Origin of the sequence: Mycobacterium colombiense (genome assembly GCF_001665835.1) — a bacterium.
Classification (GTDB): domain Bacteria; phylum Actinomycetota; class Actinomycetes; order Mycobacteriales; family Mycobacteriaceae; genus Mycobacterium; species Mycobacterium colombiense_A.
Map to the genome: position 1 here is coordinate 32020 of NZ_LZSX01000107.1, position 16977 is coordinate 48996.

At 67.8% G+C, this 16977-nt stretch carries 15 protein-coding genes and 2 pseudogenes; 8 read left to right on the forward strand and 9 right to left on the reverse strand.

The features are described from left to right. Positions 1 to 11: 11 nt before the first annotated feature. From A5760_RS25265 to A5760_RS25280, 4 genes are all read right to left on the reverse strand, one after another. A complete protein-coding gene (locus A5760_RS25265) occupies positions 12 to 1364 on the reverse strand; it encodes an aromatic ring-hydroxylating oxygenase subunit alpha (RefSeq protein WP_064885964.1) in 1353 nt (450 codons plus the stop codon). 11 nt (positions 1365 to 1375) lie between these two features. Next, positions 1376 to 3136: an N-acyl-D-amino-acid deacylase family protein gene (locus A5760_RS25270; RefSeq protein WP_064885966.1), complete on the reverse strand. Its 1761-nt coding sequence runs from the start codon at positions 3134 to 3136 to the stop codon at positions 1376 to 1378. 129 nt (positions 3137 to 3265) lie between these two features. After that, positions 3266 to 4411 (reverse strand): phosphotransferase, encoded by a 1146-nt coding sequence (locus A5760_RS25275; RefSeq protein WP_196772207.1) that lies wholly within the window; start codon positions 4409 to 4411, stop codon positions 3266 to 3268. 101 nt (positions 4412 to 4512) lie between these two features. Then, the gene (locus A5760_RS25280; RefSeq protein WP_064885971.1) at positions 4513 to 5133 is read right to left on the reverse strand and encodes a TetR/AcrR family transcriptional regulator; all 621 of its coding nucleotides are present in this window, start codon (positions 5131 to 5133) and stop codon (positions 4513 to 4515) included. Between the two features lie 125 nt (positions 5134 to 5258). Here A5760_RS25280 and A5760_RS25285 point away from each other — a divergent pair. Together A5760_RS25285 and A5760_RS25290 are read left to right on the forward strand one after the other, a co-directional pair. Continuing rightward, positions 5259 to 5489: pseudogene (locus A5760_RS25285) on the forward strand (hypothetical protein); the annotation flags it as partial. A 124-nt stretch (positions 5490 to 5613) separates the two neighbouring features. Beyond that, positions 5614 to 5904 (forward strand): annotated as a pseudogene (locus tag A5760_RS25290) (phosphotransferase family protein); the annotation flags it as partial. Here A5760_RS25290 and A5760_RS25295 read toward each other — a convergent pair. Together A5760_RS25295 and A5760_RS25300 are read right to left on the reverse strand one after the other, a co-directional pair. Next, the gene (locus A5760_RS25295) at positions 5905 to 6348 is read right to left on the reverse strand and encodes an ATP-binding protein (protein ID WP_082279625.1); all 444 of its coding nucleotides are present in this window, start codon (positions 6346 to 6348) and stop codon (positions 5905 to 5907) included. A gap of 59 nt (positions 6349 to 6407) precedes the next feature. Continuing rightward, complete coding sequence (locus tag A5760_RS25300) at positions 6408 to 6785, reverse strand: STAS domain-containing protein (protein WP_064885977.1); 378 nt, start codon at positions 6783 to 6785, stop codon at positions 6408 to 6410. Between the two features lie 359 nt (positions 6786 to 7144). Between A5760_RS25300 and A5760_RS25305 the strand changes: the two genes are divergently transcribed. The 3 genes from A5760_RS25305 (at position 7145) to A5760_RS25315 (ending at position 9896) form a co-directional block, all read left to right on the forward strand. Further along, positions 7145 to 8296, forward strand: coding sequence for a catalase family peroxidase (locus A5760_RS25305; RefSeq protein ID WP_419538279.1), 1152 nt, complete (start codon positions 7145 to 7147; stop codon positions 8294 to 8296). After that, positions 8293 to 8865, forward strand: coding sequence for a cytochrome b (locus A5760_RS25310; protein WP_064885981.1), 573 nt, complete (start codon positions 8293 to 8295; stop codon positions 8863 to 8865). Before A5760_RS25305 ends, A5760_RS25310 begins: the two co-directional genes overlap by 4 nt. Before the next feature lie 137 nt (positions 8866 to 9002). Further along, positions 9003 to 9896, forward strand: a complete 894-nt coding sequence (locus A5760_RS25315) for a fructose bisphosphate aldolase (RefSeq protein WP_064885983.1) — start codon at positions 9003 to 9005, stop codon at positions 9894 to 9896. Position 9897: 1 nt separating this feature from the next. On the opposite strand, the gene A5760_RS25320 is transcribed toward A5760_RS25315, so the two are convergent. Together A5760_RS25320 and A5760_RS25325 are read right to left on the reverse strand one after the other, a co-directional pair. Then, positions 9898 to 10974, reverse strand: a complete 1077-nt coding sequence (locus A5760_RS25320) for a DUF190 domain-containing protein (RefSeq protein WP_064885985.1) — start codon at positions 10972 to 10974, stop codon at positions 9898 to 9900. A 115-nt stretch (positions 10975 to 11089) separates the two neighbouring features. Continuing rightward, complete coding sequence (locus A5760_RS25325) at positions 11090 to 11686, reverse strand: TetR/AcrR family transcriptional regulator (RefSeq protein WP_064885987.1); 597 nt, start codon at positions 11684 to 11686, stop codon at positions 11090 to 11092. A 227-nt stretch (positions 11687 to 11913) separates the two neighbouring features. Between A5760_RS25325 and A5760_RS25330 the strand changes: the two genes are divergently transcribed. The 3 genes from A5760_RS25330 to A5760_RS25340 are packed head-to-tail and all read left to right on the forward strand — an operon-like array spanning position 11914 to position 15765. Beyond that, positions 11914 to 14136 (forward strand): acyl-CoA dehydrogenase, encoded by a 2223-nt coding sequence (locus tag A5760_RS25330; RefSeq protein ID WP_064885989.1) that lies wholly within the window; start codon positions 11914 to 11916, stop codon positions 14134 to 14136. A gap of 9 nt (positions 14137 to 14145) precedes the next feature. Continuing rightward, positions 14146 to 15354 (forward strand): thiolase family protein, encoded by a 1209-nt coding sequence (locus A5760_RS25335; RefSeq protein WP_064885991.1) that lies wholly within the window; start codon positions 14146 to 14148, stop codon positions 15352 to 15354. Continuing rightward, the gene (locus A5760_RS25340) at positions 15355 to 15765 is read left to right on the forward strand and encodes a Zn-ribbon domain-containing OB-fold protein (RefSeq protein WP_064885993.1); all 411 of its coding nucleotides are present in this window, start codon (positions 15355 to 15357) and stop codon (positions 15763 to 15765) included. Here the strand turns inward: A5760_RS25340 and A5760_RS25345 are convergent. Continuing rightward, positions 15762 to 16739: a LacI family DNA-binding transcriptional regulator gene (locus A5760_RS25345; protein WP_064885995.1), complete on the reverse strand. Its 978-nt coding sequence runs from the start codon at positions 16737 to 16739 to the stop codon at positions 15762 to 15764. The genes A5760_RS25340 and A5760_RS25345 overlap by 4 nt on opposite strands. Positions 16740 to 16977 lie beyond the last annotated feature (238 nt).

The window sequence follows — 16977 nt, forward strand, 5'->3', positions numbered from 1 at the left end:
GTTGCGACATATCATTTCGGCACACCACCGCTCATTTGCTGGGACGTTGGCAACTCGAGGTAGCGCTCCAGGTTGCGATGCATGTTGATCACGCGTCGTTCCTCGCTGGACAGCACCATGTGTGTGAAGCCGGGTTGATGCATCCCGCGCTGCAACCCGGGAAGCACCGCGATGTCCTGGGTGAGCACAATGCCTGGTCCCGAGCCGGGCTCGGCCGCATCGGCGGCCATGCGGACGTCCGTCGGCTTGGTACGCGGCGCACCCGGCGGCATTCGCGTCATCAAGAACATGATCAGCTCGCCCTTGTCGGGGGAGGGATCGGGGGCGGGTCGCGAGCACATGACGGTCAGGTGGTCGGCGTTGGTCAAAAGCGTCATGTTGGGAAACACGTTGTACTGGTGCAATCGGGTCATCCGATCGGTATCAGCCCAATTGAGATCCACATTGCGGCTCGCGGCGAAGGCCCGGGTTCGGTCGGCGATCAGGTCGGCAACCGTCTGGCCGGGCCGGCGTTCGTCGGCGGGGAAGGGCGTGCCCTCGGCCGCGCCCATCAGCGCTCCCTGTGTGTAGACGTAGGCGTTCCAGACCTCTTCGTCGCTGAGTGTGCCGTCGAAGCGTGGGCTTTGCACGCCGTAGGGCTGATCCGATTTCCCGGTGTGGCCCCAAATCCGCTGCGGCGCATGGATGTCGTCGACGCAGCGCAGCAGTTCGGGATGCAGGGTCTGGATGTGGTAGGTCTCGCTGTATCCGTCCGCGATTGTCTTCCAGTTGGCGTCGACCTCGACGGTGAGCGTGGCGTAGCAGCGGAAATCCTCCAGGTGACACCAGGCGATGTCGTCGGGCACCGCCTCCAGGTATTCGGTCAACGACACCGCGCCCGGGTCGAGGTTGACGAAGACGAGCCCGGCCCAGGTGTCGACGCGAGCCGATATCAGCGGAAAGTCGGACATTCGCAGCGAGCCGAAGCCCTTGCGGTTGGGCACCCGTTTGAGCGCCCCGGCCAGGTCCCAGGTCCACCCGTGATAGCCGCACTTGAGTTCGCGCAGGCCCGTGCCGGATCCGGTGCACAGTGAATTGCCGCGGTGCCGGCAGACGTTCTGGAATGCGCGGAGTGCCCCGTCGTCGTCCCGGACGATCAGCACACCGAAAGGGCCGCAGCGGTATTCGAAGTAGTCGCCGGGTGCGGCGACGTGGTCGACCACGCAGGCCAGTTGCCACACCCGCGGCCACATCCGCTGCGTTTCGAGTGCGGCGAAGGCGGGGCAGTAATAGCGCTCGGCGGGCACCAGCGTCGGGTTGTCCGGCGGGATGCCGATGGCATCCTCGTCGCGGGTCCGCGCCGGATTGCCGGCCGCCGTTGCCATCGGGGGAGTTCTCAGCGCGCTCCGCGGACCAGGCGTCCGGGGCGGGCGCCGGTGTCGACGTCTTTGCGGCGGGTCACCGTTCCGCTGACGATGGTCGCGGCATAACCGCTGGCGCCCTGCAGGATTCGGTTCCCACCTGCGGGCAGGTCGAACGCCATCGCCGCCGGGTGCAGGGTCAGGGCGTCCATGTCTATGACGTTGATGTCGGCCTTCTTGCCGGGCTCGATGGTGCCGCGGTCGGTGAGCCCGAACAGGTGAGCGGTGTCGCGGGATTGCTTGCGGATCACGTACTCCAGCGACAGCTTCTCGCCCCGGTGCCGGTCCCGCGCCCAGTGGGTGAGCAGGAACGTCGGGTAGGACGCGTCACAGATCATTCCGCAGTGGGCGCCGCCGTCGGAGAGTCCGAGCACGCCCGCCGGGTGCAGCATCATCTCGCGGATCGCGTCGTGGTTGCCGTCGGCGTAGTTGAACAACGGCAGCATCAACATGTTGGTCGCGTTGGACTCCAGCATGAGGTCGTACAGCGTGGACAGCGGGTCCTCGCCGCGGGCCTTCGCGATGGCCGCGACGGTGCGGTCGGGGGTCGGCTCGTAGTCGGGCGGATTGCCGAGCGCATACAGCCTGTGGAGCGAATGCTGCACCAGGGCGAACATCCCGTCGAACAACAAGGCGGGGTCGGGCGGCAGGTCGTCCTCGGACAGGATTGCGGCTTTCACCGCGGGGTCGGCCAGCCGCTGCGCGAGCTCGCCGCGGCCACACTCGGCCTTCAGCCGGCGGTAGGTGGGACGGTGGCTGAATCCGTGATGGCCTTGGAACCCGATCATCATGCCGAACGGCCGCGCCGCGATCTGCGGGTACAGGCGGGCGCCCGCGGCGTGCGCGTCCGCCGACAGGTCCAGCATCTCGCGCCACAGTTTCGGATCGGCGTCCACCTGGATCAGCGCGAAGGACACCGGCCGGTCGATCTCGGCGCTCAGCCGCCGCATCCAGTCCAGTTCCTTTTTGGGCCCGATGATGTCCTCGCCGGCGGCCCCTTGCGGCGCCAGCTCGAACACCGCCTGACCGCCGGCCGCCATGGCGCGGCCGAGGCCGAACAGTTCTTCTTCGGCCGCGAAGGTACCGGGGACCGGTTCGCCGTCCATCGCGCGGTGGCCCATCGTGCGCGACGTGGAGAAGCCGAGCGCCCCGGCCTCGATCGCCTCACGAACCAGCCGGCCCATCGCCTCGATGTCCTCGGGGGTGGCCGGCTGGTTCCGCGCTCCCCGCTCGCCCATCGCGTAGGCGCGGACGGCGCCGTGCGCGACCTGACTGCCCACGTCGACGGAGAACTTCTGTTTGCCGACCGCGTCGAGGTACTCGGGGTAGGTCTCCCAGCCCCAGGTGATGCCTTCGGTCAGCGCGGTGCCGGGAATGTCTTCGACGCCCTCCATCAGTTCGATCAGCCACTGCTCGCTGCCCGGCCGCACGGGCGCGAATCCGACGCCGCAGTTGCCGGTCACGATCGTGGTCACGCCATGGCCGCTGGACGGCTCCAGCAGGCTGTCCCAGCTGACCTGGCCGTCGTAGTGGGTGTGGATGTCGACGAAGCCGGGGGCCACCACATGCCCTGTGGCATCGATGGTTTCGGCCGCCGCGCCGCTCATCGCGGGGCCGTCGACACTGCGCCGCACGACGTCGACAATTTTGCCGTCCTTGATGCCGATGTCGGCGGGGTAGCGTTCCGCGCCCGTGCCGTCGACGACGGTTCCACCGATGATCTTTAGGTCGAACATGAGGCTCCTCTTCGCCGCCGTGGGCTGTCTCTGGAGGGCTGAGCCGGAAGGCGCGCAGCATTTCGCTACGGTAGGTAGCGTAACTCTTGGCGCGACGAAGGCAATAGCCTCAGCCGAATTGGGTCGGGCTTACAGGGAGCTTTCCAGGGCGGCGACGGTTTCCAGATCGTCGAGCGCCGCGACGCCGCGGCGCAGGCCTTCCATCGCGATGTCTTCGACCTGCATCCCGCCCATCCCGGTGGTGATCAGCGGGGCGACATAGGCGTATAGCGCGCCCTGGCGGAATCGCAGCCACAGGTCGTCGCGGTCCAGGTCGGGTCCGCCGGAAGCGACCAGCGCCCGCCGGTAGTCGTCGAGGAGTTCGCGCTGGTTGGCCCGCCGGTCCTCCGGGGTCAGGCTGGTGATCAGCGTGTAGGCCAGTTCGCGGGAGGGGTGTCCCCGGCGCACCGCCTGCCAGTCCAGCAGCCCGGCCTTGCCGCCGTGGAAGTACATGTTCCCCGGGTGGGCGTCACCGTGCATGACGGTGTGCGGGGGAGTGTCGATGAGTGCGGCGACGGCGCGGTAGTTGTCCGCGATGAAGCGGCCAGCGTCGACGGGGACGTCGACAGAAGAAGCGCGCTCGGCGAGCCGCTTGATCGAGGCGTGCATCAGCGAACCGGTCAACAGCGACGTGACGTCGCCGGACGGGGTGTACAGCCAGCCCATCGGGCCGCGTCCGTGGCGCGGCAGCCGGTCCCAGAAGGTGGCGTGCAGCTCGGCCAGCAGCTCGATGATCAGGCTGGCCTGGTCGGCCGACAGCGGGTGCAGGGTGTCCGGGAATTCGCACGACTCGGCCGGCAGGTCCTCCAGGACCAGCAGGTAGCGGCCGGTAGAGGCGTCGAACGCCGTGCCGTAGCAATAGGGGACGCCGATGACCTGCGGCGCGAGCTCACGATAGAACCGCACCTCGGTTTGTCCGAGGCGTCCGAGCTCGCCCATCAGCCGGGTGGCGGCGGTCTGCGCCGCGACCTTGACGAACACCGATTCGGGGACGTTCTTGCCGGTCAGGACCAGCCGGCCGCGCGAGGACGTGCCCGCGTCCCTGCTCAGGACGCGGATTGACCGAACGGTGGTTCCCATGACCCGGGACAGGACCGCCGGGTCGATGTCTTCGACGGTCCGCGGTAGGCCGAACCGGCCGCCCACCACCGCATCGGTGGCCACCCGGCCCGCGCCGCGGCCCAGGTGAGCGGCCAGCTCGACGATAGAGAACGCTTGTGCCACAGGGTTTTTCATGTCCATCCATCCCGATTTGCCGGCCGGCCGCGGTGCTCTGCTTTAACACCGGTGGCGCCGGGCAAAATCAATTGAACGTCTGGACATCAGACAATATACGATTATTGTCTGATCTGTGGCACCAGGGCCCTCACCACGAACTGCTCGACGAATTCTCGTTTGTCCGCGGCGGGGCGATATCGCCACGACGGCGCCAGTAAAAACAGGGTCGTGGTGTGCAACCACTGGACGATCGACCGGAAATCGACGTCGGGGTAGAGCAACCCCGTCGCCTTCCACCGGTCCAGTAGCGGTTCGTAATGCCGCATCAGCAGCTCCACGATGGGTTCCGAACCCTTCTCGAGCGCCGAGGCCACCGCGGTGCTCTCGGCGGCGAACAACGCTTCGTTCAGCGCGTTGCCGTCCACCGACTCCACCCGGGCCAGCACCATCTCGGGCAGCGATCGAACCGGGTCGTCGGGGGTGGGCAGCGAGCGCACCAACTCGGAGATCGCGCTGTCCACACGCGTCAGCATCAGGCCCAGCAGGACATCGTCGCGGGCGGGGAAGTACCGGTACACCGTCGACCGTGACACCCCCGCCTCGTCGGCCACCTCGCCCATCCGGAACTGGGTGTTGCCGCGCCGGACGATGCAGCGGCCCGCGGCGTCCAGGATTCGGCTGCGGGCCTCCGCGTCGTCGAGGATCGCGCGGTCGTCGCCCCACCGCCGGCTCGGTTCCATGGCGGCGATATTACGGGATGCGTTGCGCTGCTTTGTTATCTGACGCGAGCAGAATCCGGCGCGGTCTGCCTCGCTATTGAATCATATTGCAGCACACAGACTTTAATAGTAAGAAAGGCCGATCGATGGGGTACTCCGCCGCGGACGAATCCTTCACCCACCAGCTTCCGACGACGTTCGACCAGGTGCACAATTCCGACCCGACGTGGTCGGATCGGTGCTACTTCTTCGCGGCGTCGCCGGACGGCACCATGCTGCTGGCGAGCGGCTACGGCAATAACCCGAACACCGCCAGCGGGCTGGGCTACGTGAAGGTCAGCCTCGCCGACGGCCGGCATTGGGATCTGTTGTCCGGGCCGGTTCGAGCGTGACGGCGAGATCGGTTGGGGCATCTTCGAATTGCTGCTCGGCGGGCAGGGCTACCGCCGCTACCCCAACTGGACGGCGATGGATATGTCCGCCTTCACCCAGGACAAGACCCCGGTCGATCGGCTGCCCGCGCATTACGAGTCGGCCAGCGGCATCACGGTCACGAACCGGCCCTGGTACCGGGCGTTCAACGCCTTCAAGATGGCTGTCGTCTGTCTCATCGGGGCGATGCTGGTCGAGGACGGCCACAGCGACGATCAAAAACTCGTGCTGGCCGCCTACGGCACCTCGCTGCTGACCGGTGCCGGGCTCACCGAACTGGGAATCGACGAATCCCTCGACGACGGTCCGGTGCTGCCGCGCGAACAACGCATCCAGCAGGTGCTGGCGCAGTCGGGTTGATCAGGCGATATAGCCGGGGCCCGTCAGGCCGCTCCAGGTCAGCGTGACGCGGGTGCCCTGCGCCGTGCGGTCGATGGCGACGTCGTCGGCCAGCGCCTCCATCAGCGGGATGCCGCGGCCGCGCACCTGCTGCCGGTACTGGACCGGCTTCTTCGGCCGCCACCGGCCGCGGTCGTCGACGATCACCGCCAGGGTGTCCGAATCGCCGTCGTAGGCCGCTCGCACGTCGACCGTCCCGCGCCCCGCGGCGTCGTCGTAGGCGAATTCCGCGGCATTGGCGATCGCCTCGTTCACCGCCAGCAGCAGGTCGTTGAAGCGGTCGTCGTCCAGCGAGAAATGCCGTCCGAGCCACACCCCGAACTCGGCTCGGGTCCGCGCAGCGCTGCGCGCGTCGGCGGCCACTCGCGTCCGCACGAAGCGGGACCGATCATCGATGTTCGACACGTTCTGCGGCTGATCAGAGCGTCCCATCGTCCCCAGTTGCGTCCTCACCCAGTCGACGCTCACTCACCAGCAATACCGCTCAGCGCACCGTCGAGGCTGCTGTAGAGCGAGAGCACGCTGTCGATTCCCATGAGTTTGATCGGCCGGCTGGTGGCCGAGCCGTTGGCTACCACAGCGAACTGCGTCGGCGGCTCAACCTCCGACTGAGCGGTCACCAGGACGGTCATCCCGGCCGAGGCCAGGAAACCGACCTTGGACAGATCAACGATCAGCGCCGCGGGCTTGGTGGCCAGCGCGGTCTGAATGGCATCGGCCAACAGCGGCGAGCTGAGCATGTCGACTTCGCCGGAGACGGTCAGCACGACGGCCTGATCTACCTGGTGTTTGCCCACTTCAAAAGCGGTTGGATCGACGATGTCGCCGGATTGTTCGCCCATGGTCTTTCACTCACATTCGGTCCCGTGTGGGACACCGCTAGCTTACGAAAATAGCAACTGTCATACCGGGGGCTGTTGATTCAACCCCTCGGGAAACACGCTTGCCTACGGAGGAGACGCACCCCGTCGATCGGCACTACTGAGTGCAGATACAGCTACAAGTGTTTAGCCAATGGTAGGACACGCCGCGTACCACGCTCAAAACGCTGAACGATTTCGGGCGCCGCGACGTACTCCGGATGTGCGTGACGGCCGGCGTAGAAGTTGCACGGGGCATCGGCCCGTGGGTGAATTGCTTCCACCGGTTTCGTTTTCAGCCCGCACGGCGTGGCCTGCACAAACGGGAAGGGCGGTGGGCCGTGGAACCCGGTGATCGCGGCGTCGGACATCACGGTGACGAGCGACCTGACGACCCCGCGGAGCCCGCGCCCCCGCCGCCGCAATTCGGGGCGCTGAATCGGCGACGCGCGCTCCTGGGCATGGGAGCGGTAGCCGGAGTGGCCGCGGTTGACGTGGGCGGCTTCGCCTACGCCGGCGGCTGGCTGCGCCCCGGCGCGCTGACCCCGCCCCGGTTCACGGATCGCTTCGAGCACGTCTACGGCCGCCATGACGGCTTCCGGCGAAACCATGCCAAGGGCCTGAGCGCCACCGGAACGTTCGTCAGCAGTGGGGCGGCCGCGGCGATCTGCCGGGCCGCGGTCTTCCGGCGCGGCAGCGTTGCGCTGATCGGCCGGTTCTCGCTGTCCGGTGGGCTGCCCGACCAGCCCGACAAGCTCGACACCGTGCGCGGGCTGGGGCTGCTGTTCGACGGGCCCGACGGCCGGCAGTGGCGCACCGCGATGATCAACATCCCGGTCTTTCCGGACAGCACACCCCAGGGGTTCTACGACAGATTGCTCGCATCCAAGCCGATGCCGGGCACGGGCAAGCCCGACCCGCAGCAGATGGCGGCGTTCCTGCAGCGCCATCCCGAGACCGCCGCGGCCATGCGCATCATCAAGCAGGCACCGCCGAGCGCGGGATTCGCCGACAGCGCGTTCCACGGGCTGAACGCCTTCCAGTTCACCAATGGTGCCGGTGCGACGGTGCCGGTGCGCTGGTCTGCGATTCCACAGCAAGGGCCCGACCTCGCGGCCTCACGACCGACGCCGGCGGCCAAGGACTACCTCTTCGACGCAGTGATCCGCACGCTGGCGCACACGCCAGTGAGCTGGCGGCTGGTGCTCACCGTCGGCGAGCCGGGCGATCCGACCCACGACGCCACCAAACCCTGGCCGGCGGGGCGGCGGACGATCGACGCCGGCACCATCACCATCTCCGCGGTCCAGACGGAGGGGGCCGGCAACGCGCGCGACATCAACTTCGATCCCCTGGTGCTGCCCGACGGCATCGCGGCCTCCGACGACCCGTTGCTCGCGGCGCGGTCGGCGGTGTACGCCCGTTCATTCACCCGTCGCGCCGAGGAACCCAAAGCGCCCAGCGCGGTCGACGTCGAAGCGGTCCTGCAATGACGCCGGGACCCGTCGCGGCGCGGTTCACCCTGCCGTCACGCGTCCTGCACTGGCTGATGGCGCCGATGGTCATCGCTCAGCTGCTGATCGGCGTGACCATGGTCGCCGCGCTGAGCTACTACCCGCTGTTGCTGGCCATCCATCGGCCCCTGGGCCTGCTGATCCTCGCCTTCGCCGTGGTCCGGCTGGCGAACCGGCTCACGCACCGGCCGCCGGCGTTCCTGGCCACCATGAGCAGAGCCGAGCGCCGCATCGCGACGTGGTCGGAGTACCTGCTCTACGGACTGCTGCTGGCGCAGCCCCTGACCGGGTGGGCCATGCTGTCGGCTGCGCGGTTCCCGATCACCCTTGTCGGGCCGCTCGCGCTGCCCGGCATCGCGCCGCACAACATCGACATCTTCGCGGTGCTCCGGGAGTGCCACAACGCCTTCGCGCTCCTGCTCTTCCTCGCGTTTACCGCCCATATGACGGCGGTACTCTTCCACACGCTCGTCTTGCGTGACCGGCTGCTGGATCGCATGGCGCTGTGGCGCAGCAAGGCCGGCGCCGGGCGGCCAGACCGGGGCTGAGACCAAGATCGCAGTCGACGACCTGCCTGCTGGGCCTCGTAGTGGCCGAATATGATCGGCACGATTCAGACTTGAGCGCGCGGGCACGGGCCGGGCGTGCGGTGCCCGTGAGGGCCACGAGGAACTGGGAGAGTTCAATGTCGAACCAGCAGCAAGCGGAACGGATGACGTCGGGCAAGGGATTCATCGCGGCCCTCGACCAGAGCGGCGGTTCGACGCCCAAGGCGCTGCGCCTCTACGGCATCGAGGACAACGCGTACTCCTCCGAGAAGGAGATGTTCGACCTCATTCATCAGATGCGCTCGCGGATCATCACGTCCCCGGCGTTCACCGGCGACCGCGTGCTGGCGGCGATCCTGTTCGAGCAGACCATGGACCGCGAGATCGCGGGCAAGCCGTCGACCACCTATCTGTGGGAGACCAAGGGCGTCGTGCCGATCCTCAAGATCGACAAGGGCCTGGCCGACGCGTCCGACGACGTTCAGCTGATGAAGCCCATCCCCGGCCTCGACGAGCTGCTGGACCGGGCCGCCGGCCTGGGCGTCTTCGGCACCAAGGAGCGGTCGGTGATCGGCGGCGCCAACCCCAAGGGCATCGCGGCCGTCGTCGCCCAGCAGTTCGAGCTGGGCCACCAGGTGCTCTCGCACGGCCTGGTGCCCATCATCGAGCCCGAGGTCACCATCTCGATTTCGGACAAGGCCGAGGCCGAGGGCATCCTGCGCGACGAGATCACCAAGCAGCTCGACGCCGTCCCCGAGGGCCAGCGCGTCATGCTCAAGCTGAGCCTGCCCACCGAGGTCAACTTCTACCGTCCCCTGATCGAGCACCCGAAGGTGATGCGGGTGGTCGCCCTTTCCGGCGGCTACTCCCGCGAGGAGGCCAACGACCTGCTGGCGAAGAACACCGGGTTGATCGCCAGCTTCAGCCGGGCGCTGACCGAGGGCCTGACCGCCGACCAGTCCGACGAGCAGTTCAACGCCACCTTGGACAAGGCGATCCAGTCGATCTACGACGCCTCCGTCGCCGGATGACCTAGTAACGGTGCTGGGCCATGCGCGGCGGCCCGGCGTCGTCGTCGCCTTCGTCGGACACCAGAGCGGGCACCATTTCGCTAGTTACCAGGCCCTCGTCTTGGGTCAATTCGTCGATGATGGCGAAGGATTCGGCGATGTTGGCCGGGGTGTCGATCACGATGGTGACCACGGGGACCCGGCGGGTCAGCGAGAACAAGCCGTCACCGTGGGGCGGGTGGTCGCCGTGAAAACCCCAGACGCCGCGCAACACGGTCGCGCCGTCGGCGGTCTTGGCCTGGCGCAGCCGCTGAGCGATCGCGCGGTGGATCGGCACACCGCCGTGGTGGGCCGACTCGGAGGTGTAGATGGTCAGCTGCTGGAACAGCGGCAAGCCGCGCTCGTCGACGCCGGGCAGGGCGTCCGGCCGCTCCAGGAACTGGCCGTCGCGCTTGCACACCCGAACCCGCTCGACGGTGAACAGGGGCCTGCGTAGCAGTTCGCCGAGCTCCGGGAGCACGCGACCGATCCGCTCACCGGATCCGACGACGACGATCATCATCGGGACGTCGGCGTTGCGCCCAAAGAAGTTGGCGCGCCGGCGTTCTCCATGCGCGACGCCGTCCACCCCGAGCAGCACCGTGGCGCCGGAGAGGCCGCGCCGGTGCATCAGATCGCACAGCGCGATGTAGGCGGGTGAGCCGTTGACGCGTTGCTTGCGGCCGACGTAGATCGTCAGCTTGACCGCATCGCGCAGATCCTCGGGCAGCTGTGGCGTTCCGATGTGCTCGTGGAGCAGCCGAGCGCGCTCCAGGGTGACCAGACCGCGCTGCTTGACCGACAGCACCGGGTCGAGCAGGGCCTCGATCTTCGCTCGCGTGTCGACCGCGATGATCGCCACCGGCGGGTCCTCCGACAACGTCAGGGACTCGTCGGTGCGCAGGTAGTGACCGGTGCCGAACCCGCCGATGCCGCGCAGCAGGACGCCGCACGCGGTGCGGTGCTGTGCGTACAAGCCGAGCAGGACATCCGAGACAAAGCTGTCCCCGGTCCGCCTACGCTCGGCCAAATAGGTGGTGAGCTTCAGGCAATCGTCCATCGCCGCTCCCGTCGCCTCTCGGCGAGCCTACCGCTCGCAGACCCCAAGCGCCGCAGCGGTGTTCGACGCGACCGGCGTCAGCGCAGCTGTTCAGTCGGTGGGCCAGAGCTAGAGATCACTCACTCGCAAGGGTTGCCACGATCAGCCGGGTGGTCCGTTCGGCCCGCCGGCGCGAATAGGGCTGTGCGCCAGACAGGATGGGGTACACCACCCCGCCGACGATCGCGTCCGCCGCCGATTCGGCGGTGGCCTCGTTGATGCCGTCGGCCAGCAGCCGGGCCCGCACAGTGTCGTGCAGCGGTGCACTGAATCCGGCGCGCAGTTTGACGGCGGTGTCCTCATGTTCCATGCAGGCGACGGTCAGCGTGCGCAGCATGGCCGAACCCCGCGGCGTCGTCAGGCTGGCGAACAGCTTGCCCACCCAGCCGACCAGGTCGGCGCTGAGGTTGCCGGTGTGGTTGACCGACGCCAGCAGTTTGTCGGCGTCTTCGAGCATCACATCGGCGACCAGCGCGGGGCGGGTGGGCCACCACCGGTAGATGGTCTGCTTGCCCACCCCGGCACGCGCGGCGACCGCCTCGATGGTCAGCCCGTCGAACCCGCGCTCGAGCAGCAGTTCGCGCGTCGCGGTGACGATCGCGGTGCGGGACTTCTCGCTGCGCCTCCTGGGCGAGCCCGCCGGCGCGTTCACCCCGCTCAGATCGGTTGGCATCTGGTGGTCCTCGCTTCTGCGAACTCAGATCGAAAAGCCGCTCGCCGGGGATCGGGCGCGCTTTACATATCCTGACTCGCGCCGGTAGTCTTCCACAAGACGAGACGGTCCGTCTTGTACGCGGCGATCGCAAGTGCGGCAACGGCCGGGAGCAGCGGGTCGCCGCCATCAGAGGCGAAAGGATAGCAGTCCGTGCGGCCCACGCCAGTTATCTCTCGGCCGTCCCCGTGACCCTGGGATTGAGTCCGGAGCAGCAGGAGCTCAGCGACGCCGTGGCGCAGTTCGCCGCCCGCAACGCTCCCATTGCCGCGACGCGGGAGGGCTTCGACGACCTCGCGGCCGGTCGCATACCCGGCTGGTGGGATGCACTGGTCGCCAACGGTTTTCACGCGGTGCATCTGCCCGAAGACCTCGGTGGCCAGGGCGGAGGGCCGATCGACGCCGCCTGCGTCCTGGAAGCTGCGGGCAAATCGCTGCTTCCCGGACCGCTGCTGCCGACGGTGACCGCCGGAGCCGTCGCGCTGCTCGCCGAACCGACGCCACCCGCAGAGGCATTCCTGCGTGACCTGGCGTCCGGCGCCACCGCGGCGACCGTGCTTCCCGACGACAACCTTTCCGCGCGCTTCGACGGCGGGCGGTGGCTGGTCACCGGCGCCTCGCAGGTCACCCAGGGAGTGCGTGCGGCGCGCACGATCCTGCTCGGCGCCCATAGCGGTGACGGCGACGTCGTCTGGCTACTGGTGGACCCCGAAAACCCCGCGGCCACAGTCGAACCCGTAACCGGCACCGACCTCGTCGCCGACGCCGGGGTCCTACGGCTCGACGACTACCGCGCGACGGAATCGGAGGTCCTCAGCGGCATCGACCCCGACCGCGCGCGGTGCGTCGCCGTGGGTCTGGTGGCCAGCACGATGGCCGGCATCGCGCAGTGGTGCGTCCAGGCGGTCACCGCGCACTTACGCATCCGAGAACAGTTCGGCAGGGTGATCGGAACTTTCCAGGCGTTGCAGCACAACGCCGCCATGCTGTTGGTCAACAGCGAACTGGCCACCGCGGCGGCCTGGGACGCGGTCCGCGCCGTCGACGAATCGCTCGACCAGCACCGCCTCGCGGCGGCCGGGGCGGCGACCATCGCGGTCTCGCCGATCCCCGACCTGGTGCTCGACGCCCTGACGATGCTCGGCGCGATCGGCTTCACCTGGGAACACGACGTGCACCTGTACTGGCGGCGGGCCATCAGCCTCGCGGGATCGATAGGTCCGGCGAATCGCTGGGCGCGGCGGCTGGGCGAACTCGCGTGCACGCAGACACGCGACATGGCGGTGAATCTCGGCGACGCGGAATCGGAATTTCGTTCCTGGGTCGCCGAGACGCTGGATGCGGCCCTGCAGTTGCGCAACGACAAACCCGCACCGCACGGCGACTACGCGGACCAGGCTTCCGGGCCGCAACGCACGTTGATCGCCGACGCCGGTCTCATGGCGCCGCACTGGCCGGAACCCTGGGGCGTCGGGGCGGACCCGTTGAAACAGCTCATCATCGACGAGGAGTTCGCCAAGCGGCCCGGGCTGGTTCGGCCATCGCTGAACATCGCCGAGTGGATCCTGCCCTCGGTAATGGCCGCCGCACCCAAAGACTTGCAGGAGAAGCTGATTCCGCCGACCCAACGCGGCGAGATTCATTGGTGTCAGCTGTTCAGCGAGCCGGGCGCCGGCTCCGACCTCGCGTCGCTGACCACCCGCGCGACCAAGGTCGACGGCGGCTGGCGGATCAACGGCCACAAGATCTGGACGTCGTTGGCGCAGTACGCCGACCTGGGTGCGCTGCTGGCCCGCACCGACCCCGAGGCCAGCAAGCACCGCGGCATCGGGTACTTCATCCTCGACATGCGGTCGCCCGGGATCGAAATCCAGCCGATCAAGACGGCGACCGGGCAGGCCCACTTCAACGAGGTGTTCCTCAACGACGTCTTCATTCCCGACGAGATGCTGCTGGGCGGCGCAGGCGACGGTTGGAGCCTGGCGATCGCGACGATGGCCGAAGAGCGTTCCGCGATCAGCGGATACGTCAAGTTCGACCGGGCCATCGCGTTGCGCCGGCTCGCCGCTCAACCCGGACCCGACCGTGACGACGCCCTGCGTGAGCTCGGCGAGCTCGACGCCTACACCAACGCCATCAGGGCGCTCGGCGTGCGCGAAACCATCCGGCTGCTCGACGGGCAGGCGTCGGGTCCGGCGTCGAGCATCGCCAAGGTCGCGATGAATGTGCTGCTGCGCAGGACCTTCCAGGCCACGCTGCAGTTGACCGGGCAGGTCGCAATGGTCGACGACCCCGACGCCGCGGTCGTGGAACCCTATCTGCATCTGCCGGCCGAGCTGATCGGCGGCGGGACGAGGGAGATCCAGCTGAACATCATCGCGCAGATGATTCTCGGCCTACCCCGGAAATAAGGACACAGCATGGGATTACGCGGAGAAGCCGCGATCGTCGGATACGTCGAACTGCCGCCGGAACGCATGACCAAGGCGTCACCCGCGCCGTTCGCCATCGAACAGTGGGCCGAACTCGGCGCCGCCGCACTGGACGATGCGGGCCTGCCCTTCGACGTCGTCAACGGGATCGTCGCGTCGCACCTGGCCGAGTCGGAGATCTTCGTGCCCTCCACGATCGCCGAATACCTGGGCGTGGGAGCGCGATTCGCCGAGCACGTCGACCTCGGCGGCGCCAGCGCCGCCGCCATGGTGTGGCGGGCCGCCGCTGCCGTCGAACTCGGCATCTGCGACGCGGTGCTGTGTGCGCTGCCCGCCCGCTACATCACCCCGATGTCGCCGAAGAAGCCCAGATCGCTGGGCGACGCGTTGTACTTCGGTTCGTCGAGCAACCAATACGGCTCTCCGCAAGCTGAATTCGAAATTCCCTACGGCAACCTGGGCCAGAACGGCCCCTATGGCCAGGTGGCCCAGCGTTACGCGGCGGTGTACGGCTACGACGAGCGGGCCATGGCCAAGCTTGTCGTCGACACCCGGGTCAACGCCAACCACACCGACGGCGCGATCTGGAAGGACAAGCCGCTCACGGTCGATGACGTGCTGGCCAGCCCGGTGATCGCCGACCCGCTGCACATGCTGGAGATCGTCATGCCCTGCGTCGGGGGAGCGGCGGTCGTCGTCGCCAGCGCGGACGTTGCCAAGCGGTCGCGCAATCGTCCGGTGTGGGTAAAGGGATTCGGCGAGCATGTGCCGTTCAAGACTCCGACGTACGCCGAGGATCTGCTCAACACCCCGATCGCCGCCGCGGCCGACACCGCGTTCGCCATGACCGATCTGAGTCGTGACCAGATGGACATGGTCTCGATCTATGACTGCTACACCATCACCGTGCTGCTCTCGCTGGAGGACGCCGGCTTCTGCGAGAAGGGCAAGGGCATGGAATTCGTCGCCAACCATGACCTGACCTTCCGCGGCGACTTCCCCCTGAACACGGCCGGCGGGCAATTGGGTTTCGGCCAAGCGGGTTTGGCCGGCGGAATGCACCACGTCTGCGACGCCGCCCGCCAGATCATGGGCCGCGCGGGCGCCGCGCAGATCGCCGACTGCAACCGGGCCTTCGTGTCCGGCAACGGCGGCATCCTGTCCGAGCAGACCACCCTGATTCTGCAAGGGGACTGACTGATGAACTTCGAACGACCGATGCCCGTCAAAACGCCTACCAGCGCGCCGTTTTGGGATGCGCTGGCGCAGCATCGCATCGTCATCCAGTACTCGCCGTCACTGCAGGCCTACGTGTTCTACCCGCGGGTACGCGCGCCGCGCACCCTGGCCGACGACCTGGAATGGCGCGAAATCTCGGGGATGGGCACCCTGTACTCGTACACGGTGGCCCACCGGCCGGTCAGTCCGCATTTCGCCGACGCCGTGCCCCAGCTGCTCGCTATCGTCGAATGGGACGAGGGCCCAAGGTTTTCCACCGAGATGGTCAATGTCGACCCGGCCCGCCTGAAAGTCGGAATGCGGGTGAAGCCGGTGTTCTGCGACTACCCCGAACACGAGGTCACGCTGCTGCGTTACGAGCCCGCCTAGGTCGACGACCGCACCACCAGGTGGGCGATGTCGGTCAGCTCGGGAGACGGTGGGGCGGGGTGCCCCAGCCGCTCGAAGACCGCGGCGAGCGCAGCGTCAGCGACCGCGCAGGGGTCGAATTGCACGGTGGTCAACGGCGGCGTGCTCACCATGCCCATCGGGCTGGCGTCGACGCCCATCACGGCCAGGTCGCCCGGACAGCGCAGCCGCGCTTGATGAATGCCGTAGAGGACGAGGCAGGCGATCTCGTCGCTTTGCGCGCACACCGCGGTCACCCCGGCGCCCACCCAGCCGGTGACCACGTCGGCGGCGTTGTCCAGGGTGACCTCGTCGACTCGCACGTCGGGAAGGCCGCGCAACTGTGCCGCCCGCGAAACACCCTCGAACCAGTAGTCGCCCAGCGGGCGCCATCGGGCAATCCCGGTGTAGGCGAACGCGATCCGGCGATGGCCGCGCTCGACCAGGTGATCGACCCGCATCTCGCCGACGGACAGATGCGGGTCTTTGAGCGCGGGCAGTGTGCCGATCTCGATATGGGGGATGCCCGCGTTCGTCACCGCTTGCCGGGCGGCCGCGTTCAGCGGGAACAGGCTGGTGACCGCGACGGGATCCAGATTCTCGATCGCGTCGACCACGTGCTGGTCGTCGTCGGTCTCGAAGATCTGCACCTGAAGAAAACCCTCGCGGGCCAGCGCGGTGGTCATCCGGCTGCCGGCCTGCATCGGCATTTCGCCGACGGCCACGTGCGGCACCACGTAGAGCACCACTCCGCTTTTGCCGCGCGCGAGGTTGCGGGCGGCAAGGTTGGGCCGGTAGCCGAGCAGTTTGGCCGCGCGGTAGACCGCGTCGCGGGTTTCCGGGGAGATGCGGCGGCCCCGCGCGTTGTTGAGCACATAACTGACCGTGGCGGTGGACACGCCGGCCAGTCGGGCCACGTCGGCGGTAGTCGGACGCGCAGCTCTATTGGTGCTCAACTTCCGTTACCTTCTGGGCCCGGTCATGCCCCATGGTGGCACGGGCCGCCGATTGGCATCGCGCCATCCCATTCAGGGCGGTTGCAGGCAGCGCCAGGCGCCGGACTAATAGTCCCTGATACCGCACTCGGTGGAAACGATCCGTCCCTGACGGGGAAGGCGGCAGCGCCGTTGCCACATCGCGCATTAAAGCCGGATTCGTCGTCATCCACGCGCGGCGGTGCCGGTTGACACTGTG

Coding starts and splice junctions, on each gene's coding strand:
- A5760_RS25315 (WP_064885983.1), top strand. CDS start 9,003: ATGTCGAACCAGCAGCAAGCGGAACGGATGACGTCGGGCAAGGGATTC.
- A5760_RS25280 (WP_064885971.1), bottom strand. CDS start 5,133: ATGGAACCGAGCCGGCGGTGGGGCGACGACCGCGCGATCCTCGACGAC.
- A5760_RS25270 (WP_064885966.1), bottom strand. CDS start 3,136: ATGTTCGACCTAAAGATCATCGGTGGAACCGTCGTCGACGGCACGGGC.
- A5760_RS25275 (WP_196772207.1), bottom strand. CDS start 4,411: ATGAAAAACCCTGTGGCACAAGCGTTCTCTATCGTCGAGCTGGCCGCT.
- A5760_RS25310 (WP_064885981.1), top strand. CDS start 8,293: ATGACGCCGGGACCCGTCGCGGCGCGGTTCACCCTGCCGTCACGCGTC.
- A5760_RS25320 (WP_064885985.1), bottom strand. CDS start 10,974: ATGGACGATTGCCTGAAGCTCACCACCTATTTGGCCGAGCGTAGGCGG.
- A5760_RS25335 (WP_064885991.1), top strand. CDS start 14,146: ATGGGATTACGCGGAGAAGCCGCGATCGTCGGATACGTCGAACTGCCG.
- A5760_RS25265 (WP_064885964.1), bottom strand. CDS start 1,364: ATGGCAACGGCGGCCGGCAATCCGGCGCGGACCCGCGACGAGGATGCC.
- A5760_RS25300 (WP_064885977.1), bottom strand. CDS start 6,785: ATGGGCGAACAATCCGGCGACATCGTCGATCCAACCGCTTTTGAAGTG.
- A5760_RS25325 (WP_064885987.1), bottom strand. CDS start 11,686: ATGCCAACCGATCTGAGCGGGGTGAACGCGCCGGCGGGCTCGCCCAGG.